Here is a 22,892-nt window from a genome sequence, read left to right as displayed (position 1 = left end):
TAGCAGGACATTGCTTTTGTAACATAAATTAAAGCAAGCAGTTAACAATTCACATAAAAATATTAACCATAAATTTGTAAGAGCCTATGGAAATTAAAACAGTTGGACTTGCCTGCGATCACGCAGGATTTCCATTGAAACAATTTGTTCTTGACTACCTTGAGAAGAAGGGTTATCCAATAAAAGATTTTGGCACTTATAGTGATGAGAGTGTAGATTATCCGGATTTTGCCCATCCTTTGGCAGAAGCTGTTGAGTCGGGTGAAGTCTACCCCGGTATTGCTATTTGTGGAAGTGGTGAAGGGATGGTGATAACCCTTAACAAGCATCAAGGTGTCCGTGCGGGATTAGTATGGAACAAGGATTTGGCTGAATTGATTCGTCAACATAATGATGCGAATATCTTGGTTATGCCCGGGCGCTTTATAGATAATCGTACAGCCGAAGGCATTATGGACGAATTCTTTAAAGCAACTTTTGAAGGTGGACGTCATGAAAGACGTATTAAGAAAATACCTTTCACCGCAAAATAGTTTTACTTACCTACCATAAATTGGGGGCACATCAAATATATATTGTCTTTTGATGTGCCCCATTTCATTGCATTTGCATAAATAGAGTCTGAGTATCGCTGCTTCGTTGAGCTTTCAAATATCCGGCGTCAGACTATTTTCATATATATCTTGGAATTATCGTATGTCAGAGAATCAGTCTTTTATAAATATAAGAGGGGCACGAGTCAATAATTTAAAGAATATTTCACTTAAAATTCCACGAAATAATTTCATAACAATTTCTGGTGTATCAGGCTCCGGCAAGTCGAGTTTAGCCTTTGACACTTTATATTCAGAGGGGCAACGTCGTTATGTAGAAAGCTTATCTGCTTACGCTCGGCAGTTTCTGGGACGAATGAAAAAGCCGGAATGTGATTTTATAACAGGTCTACCTCCGGCAATCGCAATCGAGCAAAAGGTTATTTCACGCAATCCTCGTTCTACTGTTGGTACTACAACTGAGATATATGACTATTTGCGCCTTCTATTCGCACGTATTGGCAAGACATTTTCACCAATTAGTGGAGAAGAGGTAAAAAAGCATTCTGTCGAAGATGTTTTGAAAGTTATTTCGCAATATAGTGTCGGTACTAAATTTCTCATACTTGCTCCCTTACGCATTTCCGCAAAACGAACATTGCCGGAGCAACTCAAGATGTCTTATCAGGAAGGTTATACAAGATTGTTTTCTAACGGTGAAATATTTCGTATTGATGATTATATCTCTCAGTTGGAAGATAAAACTTCACGGAATTCAAACGCGACTTTATTGCCAGAACACCCTGTCAGCCCCTATTTAGTCATCGATCGTTTGAGTGTATCTAACGAGAAAGACACACTTAACCGTATCTATGACTCTGCTGAAACAGCCTTTTATGAGGGAGATGGAAAATTAAGGCTGATGTTCTTACCTTCAAAAATATCTTATGACTTTTCAACAAGTTTTGAAGCAGACGGAATTCGCTTTGAAGAACCCAATGAGAATATGTTTTCCTTCAACAGTCCTGCCGGTGCTTGTCCCACCTGTGAAGGCTTTGGAAATGTTATCGGTATAGACGATAGATTAGTTATTCCAAATACATCTTTGAGTGTCCATGAAGGTTGCGTACAGTGTTGGCATGGTGAAAAACTTAAAGTTTGGAACGAAGAATTTTGCCGACGAGCTGTCAGCGACAACTTCCCGATCTTTGAACCATACTATAAATTATCCAAGACGCATAAGGACTGGTTATGGCACGGACTCCCTTCTGAGCAGAAATCTGACATACACGATAAGATCTGCATTGATTCTTTCTTCCAAATGGTGAAAGAAAATCAATACAAGATTCAGTATAGAGTTCTGATGAGCCGTTATCGTGGCAAAATGCTCTGTCCTGACTGTCATGGCACAAAGTTGAAAAAAGAAGCCCTTTGGGTAAAAATCAATGGTATGAACATAGCTGATTTGGTACAAATGCCTGTTGCCAATCTAAATAACTGGTTCAAAAGACTTGAACTCGATCAGCGTGATTCTGAAATTGGCAAACGCCTTCTGACAGAGATAAACAGCCGTCTTGATTTTCTTTTGGACGTGGGACTTGGTTATCTTACCCTTAATCGCTTGAGCAGTACATTGAGTGGTGGCGAAAGCCAGCGCATAAACCTTACTACCTCTTTGGGAAGTTCTTTGGTCGGTTCACTCTATATCCTTGATGAGCCAAGTATTGGTTTACATAGTCGTGATACCGAGCGGTTAATTCAGGTACTTAGGAAGTTGAGAGATATCGGCAATACCGTTATTGTCGTAGAACATGATGAAGAGATTTTGCGTGCTTCTGACTATCTTATCGATATAGGTCCTAATGCCGGAAAATTGGGGGGCGAAGTGGTCTATTCAGGAAGACTGGTTGACAGTTTAAAAGAAAAAACAGATTTGCCGGCATTATTTCCTGATAGCTATACTATTCAGTATCTTGCCGGAAACCTTCAGATAGCCCTTCCGTCATCACGTCGTGCATGGAATAACTCCATCACATTGAAAGGCTGCCGAATGAATAATCTAAAAGGAATTGACGTTAGCTTTCCACTCAATGTGATGACAGTTGTTACCGGAGTTTCCGGGTCGGGAAAATCGAGCTTGGTCAAAGGCATTCTTTACCCTGCTTTGAAGCGTCATCTTGACGAGGGAGCCGAACTGCCTGGGGAATACGTGTCACTTACGGGCGACCTGTCTCTCATTCAACATGTTGAATTTGTAGATCAAAATTTGATCGGGAAAAGTACGCGTTCCAATCCCGCTACCTATGTGAAAGCCTACGACTTGATTCGCCAACTTTATGCAGAACAGCCGCTTGCAAAGCAATTAGGATTCACGCCACAATATTTTTCGTTCAATGCAGAAGGAGGACGCTGCGAGGAATGCAAGGGAGCGGGCGTAATCAATGTCGAGATGCAGTTCATGGCCGATTTGGTTCTCACTTGTGAATCCTGTCACGGTCAGCGTTTCAAGCAAGACGTCTTAGACGTCAGATTTCATGATAAAAATATCTTTGATATTCTGGAGATGACCATCGATGAAGCGATAGAGTTTTTTATGCAGCATAAGCAAAAAGCGATTGTCAACAAGCTCAAACCACTTCAAGATGTCGGACTTGGATATATCAAAATGGGGCAAAACTCAAGTACATTGTCAGGCGGTGAAAACCAGCGTGTCAAACTTGCCTACTTTATTGGACAGGAACGCCAGGAGCCCACTTGGTTTATTTTTGATGAACCAACAACCGGCTTGCATTTCCATGACATCAATAAACTGCTGGCAGCATTTAATACGCTAATTGCCCATGGACATTCCATCCTCATCGTAGAGCATAATATGGATGTTATCAAATGTGCGGACTGGATTATTGATTTAGGTCCTGACGGTGGAGATAAGGGAGGAAATCTGGTGTTTTGTGGCCGGCCGGAAGAACTTGCTCAATGTCCAAACAGTATCACAGGAAAGTTCCTGAAAGCCAAACTTTGAGTTTGCTTTTTAAAAGCTATGCTTTTACACGCCAAAAGCAGCCCTTTTAGAGGCTAAAAGCATAGCTTTGAGGAGCTAAAAGCAGCCCTTTTAGAAGCCCATTGACACGCATTTTGAAAGGCAAACGTAATCTCCTTGAAATCAATCAGTTACACTGTTGCTATGCCGCAACGAAAGACTGTATGACAAATAATAGCCTAACTTATACCAATACAATAAGTATAAGTTAGGCTTTTTGTTAATGAGCGCGTGGCGTATCGCCTTATGGCCCATTTTAAACATATTTCCTAACGGAATATTTAACCCAAGTTTTTCCAAAAGACAAACGATCTTTAGTAGCAACGAGTAATCCTTTAAGTCTTTTTCGTGTGTTTTTAAGTTGCGCAATGCTTCTTCCGTCTTTTGAATAAAGGCTTCATTCGATTCAAAATGAGAAAATATGACGGGATTATCACAGAGGAATATGGGAATATTTGCTGAATACAGATTGCCGGCAAACAGCAAATCTTCATAACCATACTGTTTAATATGCTCATCAAAAGGATGACAAATAAGGATTTCCTTCTCTATCAGAAAATTGCATGAGCAAAACTGCTTATGAGCAAAAAGTCCTTGCTTTTGCAGACGATGCAGGCCTCTTACATATTTTTTTTCATAATTCCATCGCAAATTCTCACGAAAATCGCCACCTATCTTATAGCCTCCATATACAAATGTCCAACTCTCTTCTTGATTCATATATTGTCGAATATAGTCAGAATGGGCTATCGACATATCGCCATCAATATACAGCAGCCACTTGAAAGAGGCCATGGACGCTAATTTATTACGTGTCGCAGCCCGACCAAGATTCTGCTCATTCATGACAAAGTGGCAGTGGGGCCAATCGTTGACGCACTGATTAATCCGGATATGTTCGGTACTCGTTGAACAATCGTCCAACACCCAAATTTCATAGCGCGGCAACGAGAGCGCTTCGCACTGATTACGCAGTGTGCGTACCAAATCGAAGCAGGCTGCATTGAATACAGGTATTAATATGGAAAGCTCGGATCTCATTTAACAGTTTACCGTTGTACGCGCCGAGGGCGCAGTGGACGCTTCAATGTCACCAGCCATTGCTTATCCTGATAACACATCGGAATCATAAATGTTATTTTGCTTTCCTCGTGTCCCATGCTATCTATCGTCGCATTGATATAATAATCATACACTTCCAATGTGGCAATAGACAAGCTGTCGGATTGTTTTTCAATACTATTGACAACATAACTGGCACCATATTTTTTTGCAACCAAGCGTTCGACATCAGATTTTTTCATTTGACTGGCTTCATACCGCAACCATTTTTCCGACTCAGGCGTACAGAACTTAGCCGCAGTCCGGAAATCGTAGTTGAAATAGGATGTCGCGAATCCATCCAGCGTTTCCATCTGTTGGTCCATGTGAAAGCTATGGGTGCATGAAACTGCCAAAACAAACAAGGCGAAAAGAAATATACTTTGCTTGTACAACATAATTTGATTCTTATCTTAACAAAGGTATTTAAAAATCTTGGTAATTTAAAGAAATATCTATACTTTTGTAAGAAATAATGATATAATGCTCAATTTTATTTCGTTTGGAAGCGGCAGTAGCGGTAATTGCTACTTACTATATACAGAAACAGACAGTTTGTTGATCGATGCGGGCGTAGGAGTACGAGTTCTTAAAAAACACATGAGAAACTATGGCTTGAGTTTAAGCTCCATTCATCATATTTTAATTACACACGATCACGCGGATCATATCAAAAGTGTAGGTAATATCAGTTCCGAATACGACATTCCCGTTTACGCTACGAAAAAAGTACATAGTGGCATAAAGGGTAATTATAGCATTAAGAAAAAAGTCCCTTCTCACAATATCCATTCAATTGACACGAACGTTCCTTTCGTTTTGGGCGATTTTGTCATCACAGCTTTCACGGTACCACATGACAGCTCTGATAATGTAGGATATCATATTGTATATAAGAATCATGTTGAGTTTTGTATCATGACTGATATTGGCTACGTCACAGATGAAATGAAAGCATTTATTGCCAGTGCCGATTATCTGATCATAGAAGCCAACCATGATGTAGAAATGCTTAAAAACGGCCCCTACCCACAGTATTTGAGAGATCGAATTACGAGTGGTTTCGGCCACTTAAACAATGTAGCATGTGGTGAGGCCATAGCCTTGAACGCTACTTCTAAGCTCAAGCATATATGGCTTTGTCATCTCAGTGAAGAAAACAACCATCCTATATTGGCATTCAAGACGATAGAACAGATTTTGACAAGTCAGGGCGCAGACCTTCGGCCCGACTATGTTCTTGAGGTGCTGAAGCGCAAGTTGCCTTCCGGACCATATCGATTGGTGCAAGAATAAGTTTTCTTGGATTAGAATGGAAGACCTACGGCAAAGTGGAAAGTAAAATCGCGCTTGAAGTCAGGATGAAGAATCGCGTAATGTTTTCTCGTCGAGTCGTATGCCGGGTTTATGGCTTTCATGCCTGCGTCAAATCGCAAAATGAAATAGCTGAAATTTAATCTGAGTCCCAAACCATACGACAGGGCAATTTGCTTGTAAAATGTGTCGAGTTTGAACTGACCATCAGGCTGATCCGCATAATTTCGGAGCGTCCAGATGTTACCTGCATCCACAAACAGCGCGCCATCAAACTTCCAGAACAGCCAAGTGCGATATTCCAAATTAACATCTAATTTCATGTCGCCTGTTTGGTTGATAAAATCTATCCTGCGGTCTTTTCCTTTGAATCCTCCCGGCCCCAGTTCGCGAACACTCCAGCCGCGAACACTATTCGGACCTCCTGCAAAATAACGTTTTTCAAATGGCAGGACTTTGCTGTTACCGTAAGGCCAAGCTACTCCCAAGCCAAGGTGTATGGCCAAATTGTTTCGTTTATCGAAGAAAAACAATCTGGTATAGTCAAGATCTAATTTCAGATATTGGGCATAGGCCGTATTAAAGATAATGTGGCGCCCCTGATTATCGCTGCCAAATCGGAAGAGTGGCGATGACAACTGCAGCAGATTGCCTGCGGTCTCAATATTTCCTTTAATCGCGTCCGTTCCATTATTATAGGCAACGCCGAATCCGACTTTCATGATGAGCAGATTCTCGTAGTTGTAGCGTAGGATTGCGTTACGGTTACTGACACTGTCAAGATAGTCATGCTTGAAAGTCGAGCTGATCCACGGCATATAAATATAGCTGAGATCTACCAGATCAAATCTGTATCTGATATGGTGATGCGGCTCCGACCAGCGATAACGCCATGAGGTCGTAAAATAGCGTCTATGAAACTCCGGCCTGTTTTGCAGATTGTAGCTCAGTGTGATTTCACTTGTCGCGTTACTTCTGCGCTTGAAAGACTTTGACAAAAACGGTGACAGAAATCGTGGAATCTGCAGATTAGCCTCTACCCCATATTCTTCGTACTTATGGTTCTGGTAACCTTCCAGTCCCTTGATCGCTTCATAAGCTCCCCGAAATTGGAGCGTAAGATGTTCGGATCCTCTAAACAGATTCAGATTTTCATAGGCCAGCGTCATAGCCGCGCCAAGATCGCCGGCTGTATTCGTTCCTTCCGGTTGCAAAGAAAGCAAATGCTTTTTATTCATTTGGAGAAGGATATTGCAGTCAAGCAACGTAGTATCCGGATGTTCACGAAAAGTTATATTTGCGTACCGCACAGCCCCGAGCTTGGCAAACTTACTATATGTCTTTTGCAGATCTTCGTTATCAAATGGCTTGTTTATAGAGATGAGGGTACTATTCTGCAAGACCTTTTGACGCAAGGGTATCGGAGATTTATCTATGTTAGCGTAATTAATTTCCTTTATGCTGTAACAGGGATGCCGGTTAATCGCCTTTCCATTTTCTCCATGAAACGGAAGTATCTTCATCCTAAGGAATACCGAGTTTGGTTTCGCAGAAGAATCCGCATCAAACGCGATGAAATCTTTATGAAACTTATAATATCCTGTTGAAAGAAGGTAGGCGGTAATCTGATTACGTTCGTTGTCCAGTCCTTCTACAGAAAACTGTTTGCCCCGCAGGTTTTGCGTGTGTAAAGTGCCGCCTCCGGTCGATGAGCGCGTCGAAACTTCGGCCAGCAGATTCGCTATAGCAGTGTCTCGGATATCATAAGCTACAGAATCAATGAAATAAGGGTCTCCCGGATGAAGCAAATAGGTGACATCCATCTTTTTTTTGTGTTGCCTGAGTTTCACTTCTACTTCGGCTTTCAGATAACCCATGTTAGACAATATTTGTAAAAAGTCATTCGAGGTAAGTCTGGTTTGAGTTGAATCGAACAACACGGGCTTCTCTCCTATTTTATTCAGAAGCCATTTGGACCATTTCGTTGCGTGGTTCAGGGTGTCTTCCGGGGCGACAAGAGGTACTCTGAATAATGAAAGCCATTTAGAATTAGGTTGTTGACGAATATACGCTTTAAACTTGGATGGATTTACATCCTTTCTGTCCGATTGAATCATGACTTTGTGTAATAGCAACTGCCCGCCAGGAATGCTGTTACTGACAGAACATGAAGTCACGGCTGCTGCCAATACAAGAAATATGAAGAGTCTGAAAGAATTACGCATGTTGAATAAAGTATAATCAGCTTAGTGAATCAGTCTTTAAAACCAATATTGAATCTGTTACGATGAGAAGCCTTATGGGGTACTTGATTTCCGAATTTGAATGAACCGGGATGGGCTACACCTCGATATTGCTCCCAACGGACCATGATACGATCTACGTACTCAACAGTCTCGTTACCTCGCATATAACCGTGTTTTACGATGGGATCATTATAGAACTGCGGTGATCGTAATTTTAATACATATTCGGCTACATCGGCCCATCGGTATGGATTTTTGCCATACTTGCGGGCAAGCGCCATCGCGTCACGGATATGAAATGCCCCTCCGTTATAGCTGGCAAGCACATATTTACACTTTTCAATAGGATGTTGTACATCTTTGAAATGCTGATTAAGCTCGGCCAGATATTTGGCCGATGCCGCAATATTGCTTTCCGGATCAAAGATATTTCCCATGGGCAGACCTAAGTGTTTGGCGGTCTCCGGCATAATCTGCATAAGACCACGGGCACCCGCCCATGAATGCGCTTTGGGGTCGAAGGTTGATTCCTGGTAACATTGTGCGGCCATCAGACGCCAGTCCCAGCGTGCCAAAGGGGCATACTGCATGAAATATTGATCATAGAGCGATATAGTTCCCTTGGCCCTGTTGAGCATGGGCGAATAAACATGCCTGACAACACTTCTTGCAGACAACAGAAAATTTTCTTCTTGTTCTATTTGCTTTACCATTTGGGGCTGAAACCATTGGTTGAGTTTTTCCGCTAATTCCTCATTATCTTTATTAACCCCCCATTTGTATTTCAAGGAGTCGGTGCTGACACCACACAACCTAACTTCTTTAGCGAAACTTGAAGGCAGCGGATAAGCTATGATGTCAGCTTCACCATCAGTCAGTCGCCTGATCATTTCCATTGTATCTTTACAGACTTCTACCCTCAAGGAGACACCTATCTTTTGAGCGAACTGTTCACACAACAGATAATGGAGACCAAGATTTTTCCCATGATAATCATAGTAAGTCTTGGGCCCCGACATGGTCAGCATGATCAATTCACCGTTATTTTGTATTTCAGATATTGAGAGCGCATCTGCCTGAGGTAAGATGGTATCTCCGTTAATACTTGTTCCCCAAGGAGTCAATTCCTCCTTTTTTTGCCCGGAACAGGATATAATCGTAGATGCCAATAATATAAGCAGCAAATGAAAAATATGTTGCATGTAATAACTTTGTCAATAATGTCTAACTCCAGACATGATAAATACAAAGTTACTGCTTTATTTGGAATTTCTATTGGAAATCCTTATTTTTGCAAATATTTAATGGGTACCAAACTCTAAAACATAAATATTATAAGCGATATGTTACGCATTGCGGTACAAGCAAAAGGACGTCTGCACGAAGATACAATGGCGCTTCTCTGTGAAGCCGATATAAAGGTTTGCTCAAGCAAGAGAACACTGTTGGTACAATCCTCCAACTTCCCATTGGAAGTGTTCTTTCTTAGAGATGATGATATTCCGCAAAGTGTTGCCAATGGCATTGCCGACGTCGGTATTGTCGGAGAAAATGAATATTTGGAAAGAAATAAAAACGCTCAAATTATCAGTCGGCTTGGATTCAGTAAGTGCCGTTTGTCTTTGGCTATTCCGAAAAATACAAATTATACGGGAATACATTGGTTTGACGGTAAGAAGATTGCGACATCTTATCCCAATATATTATCGGGCTTTTTTAGCGAAAACAATATCCATGCAGAAATCCATGTGATAACCGGGAGCGTAGAGATTAGTCCGGGGATAGGTTTGGCTGACGCAATATTCGACATTGTTAGTTCTGGCAGTACACTTGTAAGCAATAATCTTTGTGAAGTAGAGACCGTACTAAAGAGCGAAGCCCTACTCATAGGCAATCGGAATATGAACGAGGAAAAGCATAAAATTTTAAATGAAATGCTCTTCCGCTTTGAGGCTGTAAAATCTGCTCAAGACAAGAAATATGTCATGATGAATGCCCCTAAACAAAGACTTAGCGATATTATCGCGGTTCTGCCGGGTATCAAAAGTCCGACCATTATTCCATTGGCCGATGAGGAATGGTGCTCAATACATACCGTTTTAGACGAGAAGCGGTTTTGGGAGATCATTGGAAAATTAAAAGATTTAGGCGCGCAGGGAATTCTTGTCACTCCTATTGAGAAAATGATTTTGTGATGACAATTAAGAGGTGCTAAATAAAAGACAATGAATGTTTTAAAATACCCGGCAAAAACGGAGTGGTCACAGATTATACAGCGCCCACATTTGGAAGTTACGGAGTTAAAGAAAACTGTGGAAACTGTCTTGGACGATGTCAGGGTGAATGGAGATGAAGCCGTCTTTAGATACGAGGCAAAATTTGATCATGCCACCCTGCGCTCGTTGATGGTCTCTGAAGAAGAATTAAAAGAAGCTGACGGTATGGTCTCAAAAGACCTGAAAGAATCACTGCTTCTCGCCCATCACAATATTTCAAGATTTCATGAGAATCAACGGTTTGAAAGTAAACATATAGAAACTGCCCCCGGTGTAGAATGCTGGCAAAAAAGCGTTGCCATAGAAAAAGTGGGACTATATATCCCCGGTGGTACGGCACCATTGTTTTCCACCGTTTTGATGTTGGCAACACCGGCTAAGATCGCAGGATGTAAGGAGATTATTCTGTGCACTCCTCCCAACCATGATGGAAAGGTGCATCCTGCAATTTTGGCTGCCGCAAAGATCGCCGGGGTTAACAAGATTTTCAAAATCGGAGGAATCCAGGCAATAGGCGCCATGGCCTATGGCACGCAAAGTGTACCTAAAGTATATAAGATATTTGGCCCTGGTAATCAATATGTTATGGCCGCAAAGCAAATGGTCGGCATCCGCGACGTAGCGATTGACATGCCTGCAGGACCTTCGGAAGTCTGCATAGTGGCAGATCAATCAAGTTCGCCGTCCTACATTGCTGCGGATCTGCTTTCGCAAGCCGAACATGGAACAGACTCTCAGGTATTGTTAATTTGCATATCAGAATCAATCGTTAATCGTGTGCTGCGCGAAATAGAAAGCCAATTAGCGGTATTACCCCGAAGAGATATTGCTTCAAAAGCTTTGAACAATTCGAAAATTATTTTGGTAAAAGATCTTGATGAGGCTATAGAGCTGAGTAATATGTACGCGCCTGAACATCTGATTTTGGAAGTTGACCGGTGGAATCTGATGGTTGATAAAATCGTAAATGCCGGAAGTGTTTTCCTTGGAAGGTGGGCTTGTGAAAGTGCGGGCGACTATGCCAGCGGAACAAATCATACATTGCCTACACATGGTTATGCGGTAGCCTACAGCGGTGTGAATCTTGATAGTTATGTAAGGAAAATTACCTTCCAGCATCTTACGGAAGAAGGAGTCAAAAGCATAGGGCAAGCTGTCGTTACGATGGCTGTTGACGAACAGCTTGAGGCACATGCCAACGCGATGCGAATACGGTTAAATGATATAGAATAATAGTTGATGGAACAATTACAGAAGTTGGCGCGCAAAAATATATTGGAGTTAACCCCATACTCAAGTGCCAGGAATGAATATAGCGGTCACGAAGCGCGCGTGTTTCTCGACGCTAATGAAAATCCGTATAATTCACCGATTAACAGATACCCCGATCCTTTGCAAAGGAAGCTGAAGGCTGAATTTAGCAAAATAAAAGGGGTGGCGCCTGAGTGCATGTTTTTAGGCAACGGTTCAGATGAGGCTATTGATTTGCTTTATCGCATCTTTTGTAATCCCGGAATTGACAACGTGATAGCAATAGAGCCGACCTACGGCATGTATAAGGTTTGTGCCAATATAAATAATGTGGAGTATAGACCCGTTCCGTTGAATTCACATTTTCAAGTAGACGCGGCACAACTGTTGGCGGCTACTAATCAGTATACCAAGTTGATTTGGATTTGTTCACCTAACAACCCAACGGGTAATTGTATCAATCGCGAAACTATTATTCATCTGTTGGAGAATTTTGGCGGAATCGTTGTTGTAGATGAAGCTTATAGCGACTTCTCTTCTGAAACACCTTTTAGAAGACATCTTTCATCCTATCCGAATCTGGTTGTTCTTAACACGATGAGCAAAGCTTGGGGATGTGCGGCTATCCGTTTAGGGATGGCTTTTGCTTCGGAAGAAATCATCACTTTTTTTAATAAGGTCAAATACCCTTATAATGTCAATCAGTTGACACAGAACGAAGCGTTGCAAATGCTAAATGATGTGGTGCAAATAGAGAAATGGGTGAATCTTATTTTGGCAGAACGAGAACGCATGATAGACGCGTTTAAGCTATTACCAATCTGCCAACAGACATATCCTACAGAAGCAAATTTCTTCTTGGCCAAGATGACCGACGCAAATGCTATTTACCAGTATTTAATAGATAAAGGTATTGTGGTAAGGAATCGCAATTCTGTAACCCTCTGTCGTGATTGTCTACGAATAACGATAGGCATGAAATCTGAGAATCAGGAATTACTCGCTGCTTTGCGGTGCTACAAGTAAAAGGAACATTTATTATCGATTACAATTAATTATCAACAAGAGATACAATTCAATTATTATTACTATCTTTGCAAGCAATACGAATAGAATATTAAGTTATTATGACCAAGCAAGTAGAAAAAATCAAAGAACTTATAGCCAAGCGAGAGCAAGCTCGCTTGGGTGGAGGTGAAAAGGCTATTGACAAACAGCACGCCCGTGGGAAATATACCGCAAGAGAACGTATTGAAATGCTTGTGGATGAGGGTAGCTTTGAAGAATATGATATGTTTAAACTACACCGCTGCCATAATTTTGGCATGGAAAAGAAACAATATCTTGGCGATGGAGTTGTAACTGGTAGTGCCACGATTGACGGTCGCTTAGTCTATGTATATGCACAAGATTTTACGGTCAATGGAGGTTCTCTTTCTGAAACAATGGCACAAAAGATTTGCAAAGTCATGGATATGGCAATGCAGAATGGTGCTCCGGTGATTTGCATGAATGATTCTGGTGGCGCGCGTATTCAAGAAGGTATTTCTGCATTGGCAGGCTACGGCGAGATTTTTGAACGCAATATTTTGGCAAGTGGTGTTATCCCGCAAATCTCTGCAATTATGGGGCCATGTGCCGGAGGAGCCGTTTATTCTCCAGCACTTACCGACTTCGTCTTGATGATGGAGAATACATCTTATATGTTCCTTACGGGGCCAAAAGTAGTAAAGACCGTTACGGGTGAAGATATCGATGCAGAACATTTGGGCGGTGCCAGTGTTCACGCAACAAAAAGCGGTGTAACTCAGTTTACGGCAAAGACTGAAGAAGAAGCAATGCAGATTATTAAGACATTGCTGTCATATATTCCTTCTAACAATACAGAAGAAGCTCCTCGGATTGAATGCACGGATCCTATAGATCGTTGCGAAGATATTCTTAATGAAATCATTCCAGATGATCCCAATAAGGCTTACGATATGTATAGGGTAATCACCGCAATTACCGATGATGGAGAATTCTTTGAAGTGCAACCCAAATTCGCCAAGAATATTATCACAGGCTTTGCTCGTTTCAATGGCCAGAGCGTGGGTATTGTAGCTAACCAGCCTTCTGCTTATGCAGGCGTGCTTGATACAAATGCGAGCCGAAAAGGCGCCCGCTTTGTTCGTTTCTGCGATGCGTTCAATATTCCTATCGTAAGTCTTGTTGACGTTCCTGGATTCTTGCCGGGCACCGGACAGGAATATAATGCCGTCATTCTGCATGGCGCTCAGTTGCTCTACGCGTATGGAGAAGCTACTGTTCCAAAGATTACCATAACACTCAGAAAGAGTTATGGAGGATCACATATTGTGATGGGATGCAAGCAATTGCGCTCTGACCTTAATTTTGCTTGGCCCTCTTCTGAGATTGCTGTTATGGGAGCAAGCGGAGCCGTTGCAGTGTTGGCGGCCAAGGAAGCAAAAGCAGTGAAGGATGCCGGTGAAGATGTTCAAGCTTTCTTGGCACAAAAAGAAGAAGAATATACAGATCTTTTTGCCAATCCCTACCAAGCAGCCCAATTCGGTTATATTGATGACGTGATTGAGCCGAGAAATACCCGCTTCCGTATCTGTCGTGGTTTGGCCCAGCTTGCAACCAAGCGCCAGAGTCTGCCAGCAAAGAAACATGGTTGCATGCCTATGTAGGCCGAATCCATATATTTGATTGTTAAATTGTAAAATAGTTAATTATGGATCAAAATATTTATGCAGCAATTTCAATGGCCATCTTTGAATTTGAAGGAAATAATGTTCACGACAAAGAACCTGGAATTATTACCATCAAGCCAAAGTCAACAATGTGGAATGCGAAATTCTTATCTATGACTCAGAAACCATAAAACAAAATAGGATATATAATGAAAGAGTTTAAATATACAATTGACGGAAAAGAATATCAAGTAACGATTGGCGATATCAATAATAATATTGCAGAAGTTACTGTCAATGGTCAAAATTTCCAAGTTGAATTAGAGCAACAAGCTGAACCAGAAAAGAAGAAGGTTGTTTTGGGTGCCCCAACTCAGGAGACATCTTCGGAAGAAGTTGCAACACCACAAAATGTCAACACAGCCAATGCCGTCAAGGCCCCTCTTCCGGGAACAATTATAAATATCAATGTAGCTGTCGGTGACACGGTCAAGACCGGTGATACCGTATGTGTATTGGAAGCCATGAAGATGGCCAACAACATAGAAGCAGAACGCGATGGCAAAGTTACTGCTGTTTTGGTAAAACAAGGACAAAGTGTAATGGAAGAAGAAGCGTTGGTTGTTATCGAATAAGAAAGTCTTTTCGCAAAACGCACCAAAAGAGCCATATCAAAACTCGCTGTAAGAGTTGGATATGGCTCTTTTCTATTTTATTAACGATCATCATCTGTAACTCTCCGGAATGATTATAACGCCTTATGCTTCAAAAAATCGAAGAGATGAAGGCAAAACAATGTATTTTTTTTGTTCAAATCGCTAAAATGAAGGCAAAAACACAAATATTTTTTACCAAGACGTCACGATTGGTAAAATAAACTTCGGGCAATTTTACCACGACGTTACGATTGGTAAAATAAACTTCGGACAATTTTACCACGACGTCACGATTGGTAAAATAAACTTCGGACAATTTTACCAAGACGTTATGATTGATAAAATAAACTTCGGACAATTTTACCACAACGTTGCAATTGGTAAAATAAACTCTGGTTTTGCGCTATTTCTGTAAAAGTGATAACGTTTGAAAAACTAGATTCAACCCGAAAGAGATAGCTTTTTTATGTGCACTCTGTTTCAAGCGACATCCCTATGATAGTTATACTTTAAAATATGCCAATTTCGTCCATTGTTTGTTGATTATAATTAAAATTCGAGATTATATCAATAATTCTTCGTACCTTTGCATTATGTCAAATTTGAACATATATGCCAAAAAAAGTTTTATTTATTAACCAAGAGATCACGCCGTATGTCCCTGAGTCAGAATTGTCTATCATGGGACGAGACCTTCCTCAGAAGATACAAGAGAATGCTTTTGAAATAAGAACTTTTACTCCCAAATGGGGTACTATTAATGAGCGTAGGGGGCAATTGCATGAGGTGATACGTCTCTCTGGTATGAATTTAATCATAGACGACACCGATCATCCACTGATTATTAAAGTTGCTTCAATTCCACAATCACGTCTACAGATTTACTTCATAGATAATGATGACTATTTTATGAAGCGCCAGATGGATGTTGACGAACAGGGAGAAGAGTATCCCGATAATGGCGAACGCGCTATATTTTTTGCTCGAGGTGTGCTGGAAACAGTGAAGAAACTACGCTGGACACCGGATTTTATCGTATGTCAAGGATGGATGGGAGCAGTGGTTCCTTTATACATCAAGAAAGCATATAATGATGAGCCTTGTTTTGCAAAAACAAAGATTATTACTTCATTATTCCAAAAGCATTTGAAAAATGATCTGGGGAGCAATTTTAAAAAATGCGTAGGCTTTAGAGGGGCAGATGCGGAGCTCCTTAGCCCATATAATGAAACGTTCAACTTTGTTGAATTAGGCAAGCTGGCTTTAGACTATAGTGATGGTGTTGCCGTTGCAAGCGACTCTGTTAATGCAGATTTGCTCGATTATGCGCATAAAAAGCAGTTGCCCATTATGGAATATCCTGGCAATGACTATGTTCAGGCATATATAGATTTTATCAATAGAGTTTGTGAATAAAATATTTTCAAAGAAATATTTCTGAAAATGAAAGCTAAAATTTTGGTAAGTGTTTTGCTTGCCTCTCTTTCTCTCGCAGCCTGCGACGAATCAACTGAAGAAATTGGTATATCTCTTGTTGAGCATTCTGATTTATTAGATGTATCTACAGATTCATTTATAGTCGCTTCAAAGTCTATCTTAGTAGACTCTGTGTTCGGTAAAAGCAATATTGGGTATTTGGGACGAATTAAAGACCCTGAGACGGGAGCTTTTGTTAGTTCAAGTTTTATGACACAAGTGGCTACAATTGAGAATTATTCTTTCCCCAAAGAAGAATTTGTACAGAATAAGGTCGATGGAGAAGCGCAAGCCGATTCTTGTGTTCTGAATTTATTTTTCAGTGAGTTTTATGGCGATTCTTTGGCCCCACTGAAAATCAAGATGCAAGAACTTGTTAAGGTTTTGCCAGAAACGACTTACTATTATACCAATTTTGATATAAAAGAGCATGGGTATTTAAGAAAAGATGGTATTGATAAAGATAAGGTCTGTACCCTTGCTGATTTAACAGCCCCGGATTCTTTACGTGCTTCTACGAACTATGAGAAGCACATTAAATTTGCGTTGAATGATCCATATACAGATCAAAGTGGAAAGACTTATTCTAATTTTGGTACATATATCCTCCAGACTTACTACAAACACCCAGAGTATTTCCAGAATTCCCAATTGTTCAGAACACATGTCGTACCAGGATTCAACTTTACAATCCAAAGTGGCTTAGGAGCGATGATGTATATTGCTAATGTCCAACTCAATGTTTATTTGACATACAAAGTGAATGATAAGAGTAAGGCTCAAGTTCATATGGCATCGTTTCCAGGTACAGGTGAAATTCTGCAAATATCTAAAATCAATAATGACAAGTTGCGTTTGCAGCAGTTAGTAGATGATAATTCATGCACTTACCTAAAGACTCCTGCCGGAATTTTTACAGAATTGACACTCCCTGTTGACGACATTCTTAAAGGACATGAACGAGATTCTATAAATTCTGCTAAAATAGTTTTGCAGCGTATAAATGATAATGGGCTAAATGATTATAATCTGCCTGTTACCACACAATTATTGATGTTGCCGAAAGATAGTCTTATTTCTTTTTTTGAAAAGGGTTCTGTGGGTGACAATATCTATTCGTATGCTATTTCCAGAGATTATTCGGTAGATGCAAACAATAAATTTAGCAGTTATAAGAATACATTTACCTTTAGCAATATTTCCCAACTAATCAAAAACTTGGCGGCAAAGAAAGCGAATGGCAATCTTTCGCCTAATTGGAATAAGGTTGTCATAGTTCCGATAACAACGACTACCGCAACAATTAATAGAGTTACTTATACTACGAGTGTACGGCATAATATGGCTTTAACGAGTACACGCTTGGTTGGAGGAGCCAATAATTCACGTGCTCCTTTAAAAATAAGTGTCATTTATTCTAAGTTTAAGTAACTTTCATGGCTGATAATTTCTTAGAAACACACCGGGCAGAATACGAGAAACGTAAAGCTCGTTGGTTGAAAAAGAAAAAATATAGTTTTGCCAAGATCAGATTATCGTCGGATAAACCTGAGGATGAGTCTTTATAAATTTACGTTTTGAAAAAAAAGCTCATGTCTCAGAAAGCCGACATGTGAAGAGTGTAAAATAAAATACGTTAAACTACTTTGTTATTGTAGTCTAAGATAGTTTACTTTACACTCTTTTACCTATTTACCTAAGATTTCAGGAAATATAAAATAACTAAAAGAAGAAACAACAAAATGCCTACTAAGCTTTTGAATAGACAACTCGTTACTTTCTTCACAACGAAAAAGCCTACAATAATAACAACAAGGAGGTAGGCGAAATAAGTAATGCCTGAATTCATATATACGGAAAAATATTATTTGAAAACCTTTTGAAAAATAGAAGGAATCGGTGTTTCAAATTCCATTCGTTCATGTGTCACAGGATGATAGAAACACAACACATAGGCATGAAGACATAGACGCCCACAAGGATCGTCGCCGTTGCCATATTTAATGTCACCACACACAGGATGGGCCATATCGGCACTATGCACACGGATCTGATTTTTACGTCCGGTTTCCAAACGATATTCTACCAAACTGTGATAAGCAGTCCTTTGGAGAACATGAAAATGGGTTACGGCATACTTTCCGCCATTGTCAACGGGAGAAGAATACGTCATATAAGCCCTGTTGTCTTTCAACCAATTCGCAATCGTTCCCGTCTCTTCCTCCATTTTGCCGGAAACAACGGCTACATAACGACGATCGTATACAATATTATGCCAATCATGTTCCAGCAATTGCTCCGTCTGTATATCCTTGGCATAAATCATCAAACCGCTCGTATCACGATCAAGACGATGAACGACATGAGCTGTACACTTCTGACGAGACTGGCGGAGATAATCGTCAAGTACGGCTTTCACATTCAAGGAGGCGTGGCCGCCGGCCATGGAAAGAATACCGATATTTTTTTCTACAACAAGCAGGTAGCGATCTTCGTAGACAATCTTTACATAGCGGCTTTTGAACATTTCGTTACGTTTGCTTTTACTGACCATCACTTTTGCGCCTTCGGTCAGCACATGATCAAAACGGGAAACGGTCTTACCGTTGACCTTAACTCCTTTACCCTTGAGCGTGGCCTTTATTTTGGATTTGCTTTCATGAACATTAGCAAGTAACCACTCCAACAGTGGCGCTTGCTGCTTAACGATAAATTGCTCATGTTCATTGGACTGTGAGGGTCTGTTTGTCTTCATTTGTGCAAAGGTAATAAAAGAATATAGATTAGGTGGTGGATTCACGTATTTTTATTATCTTTGTCCGTATGAAACTGTCGGTCATTATTCCTATTTTCAATACAGGCCCAACACTCGAAAGATGTGTAAAAAGTGTAGCGATGCAGGGTATTGATAATATGGAAATTATCGTTATAGATGATGGCTCTACCGATCCACAATGCAACTTGTTATGCAAACAGTTATGCCTAACAATTCCACAGATGATTTATCAAAGGCAAAACCATGCCGGATTAAGTGCCGCAAGAAATCATGGGCTGGAGATAGCCACCGGAACCTATGTTACCTTTATTGATTCCGACGACTATCTTGAACCGGGAACCTTTGCGGCAGTACTTCCTTTATTTGATAAGGACTCAAAAATTGATCTTGTAGAGTTTTCGTATATCGATAAAGAAGGACATGATAAACTGTCACGAACGGTATGCTTTCAAGACTTGGAATATGAAGGATTTAGAGATTACTGGCTGAAAGGCAAAGCTTATCGCCATGCTTACATGTGGAACAAGATATTTAAAAGATGGCTGTTTGACAAAGTTAGATTCCCTGTTGCAAAGAATTTTGAAGATGTGGCAGTCCTGCCCGATATCGTAAAACAATGTCAGAAAGTGCTGACTACTCATCTCGGTTTCTATCATTATACATGGAATAAGAACGGAATTACTGCCAATGCTTCGGTGACCGATTTGTCCTTTCTTCTAAAAACGAATATTGAAATCCTGAAAGAAACCTCTGACAAAGAATATTATAAAAGTATTCTGAACATACAATTAGACGCTTATGGACTCGGTAATAAACAACTTGAGCTTCCCATAATGCCCTATTATGGAACTATCAAACTTTATGTATTACACCTACTTGGTCTTAAAAACTTATGCAAGTTGATTCTATTCTATCACAAAGTGATAAAAACTTTAAGATAAGTTTCATCATACCCTACTTTAATGAGCCGACAATTATCTTAAAAGAATGTATTGAAAGCATACTAAGGTTGCAACTCACCCCGGAAGAGCGCGAGATTATTATTGTTGATGACGGAAGTGATATTCCGCCATTGGATGATCTAATTGAATTTCAAGACCACCTTGTATATATAAGGTATAGGCATAAAGGAACTTCCGCGGCCCGCAACATCGGTATGCAAGTGGCTTCAGGTAGTTATATTCAGTTTGTTGACGCAGACGACTACTTGATTCCCGCCGCTTATAACCATTGTATTCAAATAGTCAAACACTACAATGGCGACATGGTTAGGTTTGGAGCTACCGACAATGAAAACAGCGATTATGCCATGGATATCAATGGCCCCGTTACCGGAAGTGACTATATGCGGACGCATAATCTGAAATCGTCGGTTTGGTGTTGCTGCTTCAGAAAGACCGTAGGCGAGACATTATCATTCTCTGAGGAGCTTACCTATGCAGAAGATGAAGAGTTTACAACCAAATTGATGCTACTTACGAAGAACGTTTTCTATACAGAAGCCAAGGCGTATTTCTATAGACAAAGAAGCGGATCATTGACACATAAAACGGATACAATGAGTAAAATCCAGCGTCTCAATAATAGTGTAGAGGTAATTCATAGGTTGTCACAAATGATTCCAACTCATCCAAGCAAGGAATCGGAAGCGCTTCAAAGAAGAGTGGCTCAACTCTCTATGGACTATTTATATAATGTAATACGACTTACCCATAGTAGAAAACATCTGAATCAAGCTTTAAATAATTTGAAGAAATACGATCTTTTCCCTCTTCCGGAAAAGAACTATACTAACAAATATGTGATTTTCAGAAAAGCAATCAAAACTAAAATCGGCAGATCATTATTATTAGCCGCTATCAGATAATCATTACAGATAAAAGAAAATAAAGGATGCGGATTCTTTTATTAGGTGAATATAGCAATGTTCATGCTACCTTAGCATTAGGATTCAGAAAGTTAGGCCACCAGGTAACAGTTGCTTCGAATGGCGACTTTTGGAAAAATTATGATCGGGATATTGACTTGGCCCGAAGTACAGCCCATTTTGGGGGAATACGACTTATAATAAAAATCATCAGAAAGTTAAATGCTTTCATGGGATATGACATCGTACAACTTATCAATCCCATGTTCTTGGAACTCAAGGCGGAATTACTATTTTTTGCCTATAAGTTTCTTAGGAAGCATAATAAACATGTTATCTTGGGCGCATTCGGCATGGATTATTACTGGGTAGAATCCGGTACGATTCATAAACCATTACGATACAGTGATTTCAACATTGGAAATCAAAACAGAACGAACAAAGACGCCATCAAAGAACAAAAGGATTGGGTCGGAACAGCAAAAGAAAGACTTAACAAAATGATAGCTTCCGACTGCGATGCTATAGTCTGTGGGCTTTATGAATATTGGATTGCTTACAAAGATCATTATCCGCAAAAAGTACACTTTATCCCGTTGCCTATCATTCCCGATTTGTCTGAGGGCGACACTTCATCTTCCAACCGACAAAAGTCTTTGGAATCCTCTCCCACGAAATATGAATCCATAAAGAAAACCACCTTCTTCATCGGCATTAACAAAGAGAGAAATGAATATAAAGGTACCGATATTATGTTACAAGCAGCCTTAGACGCCCAGGCAAAAATGCCAGATCGTATTGATTTACAAATTGTAGAGAGTATTCCGTTTAAGCAATATCGACAGCTAATGATTTCTGCAGACGCAATTCTCGACCAGTTGTACAGCTACACTCCTTCCATGAATTCATTAGAAGCAATGAGTCATGGAATTATATGTATTGGTGGTGGCGAACCTGAGAATTATGAAATACTTGGAGATACGGAGCTAAAACCAATTATCAATGTGCTTCCTACTTACCAAAGCGTATTTGACAAGGTGATATTTCTTGCCCAAAATCGTGGGCTTGTGGAAAGATTTAAAAAAGAGAGCAAAGAATACATTAATCTATATCACGACTATATAAAAGTCGCGTCAAAATATCTAACCATCTACAATGAAATCCTATGCCAAGACTGTGCTGTTAAGGCACACAAAAAGATTTAACATTCGTTCAACGTTTGTAAACTATTAATAATCAAATAGTTAGAAAAATGTTACAGTTTGGGCTAAAAAAAAAGGCAAAAAAAAGGACAACATATAAAAAAAATACTTACCTTTGCAACGTTTTAATAAACAAATGATTGTTTTACAGATTTAAAAAGCAAAGAAAATGAAGAAATTAGTTTTAATGTTCGTAGCTATTGCAGCTATCTCTTTTGCATCTTGTGGTAACAAAACTCAGGCTCCAGCTGCTAACGCTGACTCTGATACCGCTGTAGTTGATTCAGCTGCTGACTCTGCTGCTGTTGATACAGCTGCTGCTGAGAATGCAATGTAATTTTGCTAGAGCAAGAAAATGAGAGAACACCGCTAAGTTTTTACTTAGCGGTTTTTTTATTTACTTTTATTGCTGTCCGGTAAAACTTAAATAGCATAGATATCCTTTCGGAATTGCCTTT

General features: G+C 40.1%; 20 protein-coding genes. 15 read left to right on the top strand and 5 right to left on the bottom strand.

What is annotated here, in order from left to right:
• Positions 1 to 86: 86 nt before the first annotated feature.
• Positions 87 to 533 carry a ribose 5-phosphate isomerase B gene (rpiB, locus tag JHU38_RS00995; protein ID WP_107582541.1) on the top strand — a complete coding sequence of 149 codons (447 nt, stop codon included), beginning with the start codon at positions 87 to 89 and terminating at the stop codon, positions 531 to 533.
• A gap of 163 nt (positions 534 to 696) precedes the next feature.
• Complete coding sequence (gene uvrA / locus JHU38_RS00990; RefSeq protein ID WP_107582542.1) at positions 697 to 3,555, top strand: excinuclease ABC subunit UvrA; 2,859 nt, start codon at positions 697 to 699, stop codon at positions 3,553 to 3,555.
• Between the two features lie 141 nt (positions 3,556 to 3,696).
• Here uvrA and JHU38_RS00985 read toward each other — a convergent pair whose 3' ends face one another.
• A complete protein-coding gene (locus JHU38_RS00985; RefSeq protein WP_107582543.1) occupies positions 3,697 to 4,614 on the bottom strand; it encodes a glycosyltransferase family 2 protein in 918 nt (305 codons plus the stop codon).
• An 8-nt stretch (positions 4,615 to 4,622) separates the two neighbouring features.
• Complete coding sequence (locus tag JHU38_RS00980) at positions 4,623 to 5,000, bottom strand: hypothetical protein (RefSeq protein ID WP_107582544.1); 378 nt, start codon at positions 4,998 to 5,000, stop codon at positions 4,623 to 4,625.
• A gap of 157 nt (positions 5,001 to 5,157) precedes the next feature.
• Between JHU38_RS00980 and JHU38_RS00975 the strand changes: the two genes are divergently transcribed.
• Positions 5,158 to 5,970: an MBL fold metallo-hydrolase gene (locus tag JHU38_RS00975; protein WP_107582545.1), complete on the top strand. Its 813-nt coding sequence runs from the start codon at positions 5,158 to 5,160 to the stop codon at positions 5,968 to 5,970.
• 11 nt (positions 5,971 to 5,981) lie between these two features.
• On the opposite strand, the gene tamL is transcribed toward JHU38_RS00975, so the two are convergent.
• Together tamL and JHU38_RS00965 are read right to left on the bottom strand one after the other, a co-directional pair.
• Positions 5,982 to 8,213, bottom strand: coding sequence for a translocation and assembly module lipoprotein TamL (gene tamL, locus JHU38_RS00970; RefSeq protein WP_107582546.1), 2,232 nt, complete (start codon positions 8,211 to 8,213; stop codon positions 5,982 to 5,984).
• A gap of 29 nt (positions 8,214 to 8,242) precedes the next feature.
• Entirely contained in the window at positions 8,243 to 9,436 is a 1,194-nt protein-coding gene (locus JHU38_RS00965) for a transglycosylase SLT domain-containing protein (protein ID WP_107582547.1), read from the bottom strand.
• A 141-nt stretch (positions 9,437 to 9,577) separates the two neighbouring features.
• Between JHU38_RS00965 and hisG the strand changes: the two genes are divergently transcribed.
• The 8 genes from hisG (at position 9,578) to JHU38_RS00925 (ending at position 18,020) form a co-directional block, all read left to right on the top strand.
• The gene (gene hisG, locus JHU38_RS00960; RefSeq protein ID WP_107582548.1) at positions 9,578 to 10,429 is read left to right on the top strand and encodes an ATP phosphoribosyltransferase; all 852 of its coding nucleotides are present in this window, start codon (positions 9,578 to 9,580) and stop codon (positions 10,427 to 10,429) included.
• 30 nt (positions 10,430 to 10,459) lie between these two features.
• On the top strand, positions 10,460 to 11,743 hold the full coding sequence (gene hisD, locus JHU38_RS00955) for a histidinol dehydrogenase (protein ID WP_107582549.1): 1,284 nt from the start codon (positions 10,460 to 10,462) through the stop codon (positions 11,741 to 11,743).
• Between the two features lie 6 nt (positions 11,744 to 11,749).
• A complete protein-coding gene (hisC, locus tag JHU38_RS00950; RefSeq protein WP_107582550.1) occupies positions 11,750 to 12,787 on the top strand; it encodes a histidinol-phosphate transaminase in 1,038 nt (345 codons plus the stop codon).
• Between the two features lie 101 nt (positions 12,788 to 12,888).
• On the top strand, positions 12,889 to 14,454 hold the full coding sequence (locus JHU38_RS00945) for an acyl-CoA carboxylase subunit beta (RefSeq protein ID WP_107582551.1): 1,566 nt from the start codon (positions 12,889 to 12,891) through the stop codon (positions 14,452 to 14,454).
• 44 nt (positions 14,455 to 14,498) lie between these two features.
• Positions 14,499 to 14,648, top strand: coding sequence for a hypothetical protein (locus tag JHU38_RS00940; RefSeq protein ID WP_199222673.1), 150 nt, complete (start codon positions 14,499 to 14,501; stop codon positions 14,646 to 14,648).
• A gap of 18 nt (positions 14,649 to 14,666) precedes the next feature.
• On the top strand, positions 14,667 to 15,092 hold the full coding sequence (locus tag JHU38_RS00935; protein ID WP_107582552.1) for a biotin/lipoyl-containing protein: 426 nt from the start codon (positions 14,667 to 14,669) through the stop codon (positions 15,090 to 15,092).
• Between the two features lie 633 nt (positions 15,093 to 15,725).
• Positions 15,726 to 16,529 (top strand): glycogen/starch synthase, encoded by an 804-nt coding sequence (locus tag JHU38_RS00930; RefSeq protein ID WP_107582554.1) that lies wholly within the window; start codon positions 15,726 to 15,728, stop codon positions 16,527 to 16,529.
• 27 nt (positions 16,530 to 16,556) lie between these two features.
• Positions 16,557 to 18,020: a DUF4270 domain-containing protein gene (locus JHU38_RS00925; protein ID WP_107582555.1), complete on the top strand. Its 1,464-nt coding sequence runs from the start codon at positions 16,557 to 16,559 to the stop codon at positions 18,018 to 18,020.
• A 433-nt stretch (positions 18,021 to 18,453) separates the two neighbouring features.
• On the opposite strand, the gene JHU38_RS00920 is transcribed toward JHU38_RS00925, so the two are convergent.
• On the bottom strand, positions 18,454 to 19,344 hold the full coding sequence (locus tag JHU38_RS00920; RefSeq protein ID WP_107582558.1) for an RluA family pseudouridine synthase: 891 nt from the start codon (positions 19,342 to 19,344) through the stop codon (positions 18,454 to 18,456).
• A gap of 35 nt (positions 19,345 to 19,379) precedes the next feature.
• Between JHU38_RS00920 and JHU38_RS00915 the strand changes: the two genes are divergently transcribed.
• From JHU38_RS00915 to JHU38_RS00900, 4 genes are all read left to right on the top strand, one after another.
• Positions 19,380 to 20,306: a glycosyltransferase family 2 protein gene (locus tag JHU38_RS00915; protein WP_207859270.1), complete on the top strand. Its 927-nt coding sequence runs from the start codon at positions 19,380 to 19,382 to the stop codon at positions 20,304 to 20,306.
• On the top strand, positions 20,258 to 21,232 hold the full coding sequence (locus JHU38_RS00910) for a glycosyltransferase family 2 protein (protein WP_107582560.1): 975 nt from the start codon (positions 20,258 to 20,260) through the stop codon (positions 21,230 to 21,232). Before JHU38_RS00915 ends, JHU38_RS00910 begins: the two co-directional genes overlap by 49 nt.
• Positions 21,233 to 21,258: 26 nt before the next feature.
• Positions 21,259 to 22,437, top strand: coding sequence for a glycosyltransferase family protein (locus JHU38_RS00905; protein WP_107582561.1), 1,179 nt, complete (start codon positions 21,259 to 21,261; stop codon positions 22,435 to 22,437).
• A 166-nt stretch (positions 22,438 to 22,603) separates the two neighbouring features.
• Positions 22,604 to 22,771, top strand: a complete 168-nt coding sequence (locus JHU38_RS00900; protein WP_199222674.1) for a PG1828 family lipoprotein — start codon at positions 22,604 to 22,606, stop codon at positions 22,769 to 22,771.
• Positions 22,772 to 22,892 lie beyond the last annotated feature (121 nt).

The sequence above is a fragment of the Prevotella illustrans genome (assembly GCF_017426725.1).
Classification (GTDB): Bacteria; Bacteroidota; Bacteroidia; order Bacteroidales; family Bacteroidaceae; genus Prevotella; species Prevotella illustrans.
Note: the sequence above shows the minus strand (reverse complement) of the source record. Positions and strands in the feature narration are given on the sequence as shown.

Excerpts from the sequence above, each read along its gene's own strand:
- rpiB (WP_107582541.1), top strand. The coding sequence starts at position 87 with ATGGAAATTAAAACAGTTGGACTTGCCTGCGATCACGCAGGATTTCCA.
- uvrA (WP_107582542.1), top strand. The coding sequence starts at position 697 with ATGTCAGAGAATCAGTCTTTTATAAATATAAGAGGGGCACGAGTCAAT.
- JHU38_RS00985 (WP_107582543.1), bottom strand. The coding sequence starts at position 4,614 with ATGAGATCCGAGCTTTCCATATTAATACCTGTATTCAATGCAGCCTGC.
- JHU38_RS00980 (WP_107582544.1), bottom strand. The coding sequence starts at position 5,000 with ATGGACCAACAGATGGAAACGCTGGATGGATTCGCGACATCCTATTTC.
- JHU38_RS00975 (WP_107582545.1), top strand. The coding sequence starts at position 5,158 with ATGCTCAATTTTATTTCGTTTGGAAGCGGCAGTAGCGGTAATTGCTAC.
- tamL (WP_107582546.1), bottom strand. The coding sequence starts at position 8,213 with ATGCGTAATTCTTTCAGACTCTTCATATTTCTTGTATTGGCAGCAGCC.
- JHU38_RS00965 (WP_107582547.1), bottom strand. The coding sequence starts at position 9,436 with ATGCAACATATTTTTCATTTGCTGCTTATATTATTGGCATCTACGATT.
- hisG (WP_107582548.1), top strand. The coding sequence starts at position 9,578 with ATGTTACGCATTGCGGTACAAGCAAAAGGACGTCTGCACGAAGATACA.
- hisD (WP_107582549.1), top strand. The coding sequence starts at position 10,460 with ATGAATGTTTTAAAATACCCGGCAAAAACGGAGTGGTCACAGATTATA.
- hisC (WP_107582550.1), top strand. The coding sequence starts at position 11,750 with ATGGAACAATTACAGAAGTTGGCGCGCAAAAATATATTGGAGTTAACC.
- JHU38_RS00945 (WP_107582551.1), top strand. The coding sequence starts at position 12,889 with ATGACCAAGCAAGTAGAAAAAATCAAAGAACTTATAGCCAAGCGAGAG.
- JHU38_RS00940 (WP_199222673.1), top strand. The coding sequence starts at position 14,499 with ATGGATCAAAATATTTATGCAGCAATTTCAATGGCCATCTTTGAATTT.
- JHU38_RS00935 (WP_107582552.1), top strand. The coding sequence starts at position 14,667 with ATGAAAGAGTTTAAATATACAATTGACGGAAAAGAATATCAAGTAACG.
- JHU38_RS00930 (WP_107582554.1), top strand. The coding sequence starts at position 15,726 with ATGCCAAAAAAAGTTTTATTTATTAACCAAGAGATCACGCCGTATGTC.
- JHU38_RS00925 (WP_107582555.1), top strand. The coding sequence starts at position 16,557 with ATGAAAGCTAAAATTTTGGTAAGTGTTTTGCTTGCCTCTCTTTCTCTC.
- JHU38_RS00920 (WP_107582558.1), bottom strand. The coding sequence starts at position 19,344 with ATGAAGACAAACAGACCCTCACAGTCCAATGAACATGAGCAATTTATC.
- JHU38_RS00910 (WP_107582560.1), top strand. The coding sequence starts at position 20,258 with ATGCAAGTTGATTCTATTCTATCACAAAGTGATAAAAACTTTAAGATA.
- JHU38_RS00905 (WP_107582561.1), top strand. The coding sequence starts at position 21,259 with ATGCGGATTCTTTTATTAGGTGAATATAGCAATGTTCATGCTACCTTA.
- JHU38_RS00900 (WP_199222674.1), top strand. The coding sequence starts at position 22,604 with ATGAAGAAATTAGTTTTAATGTTCGTAGCTATTGCAGCTATCTCTTTT.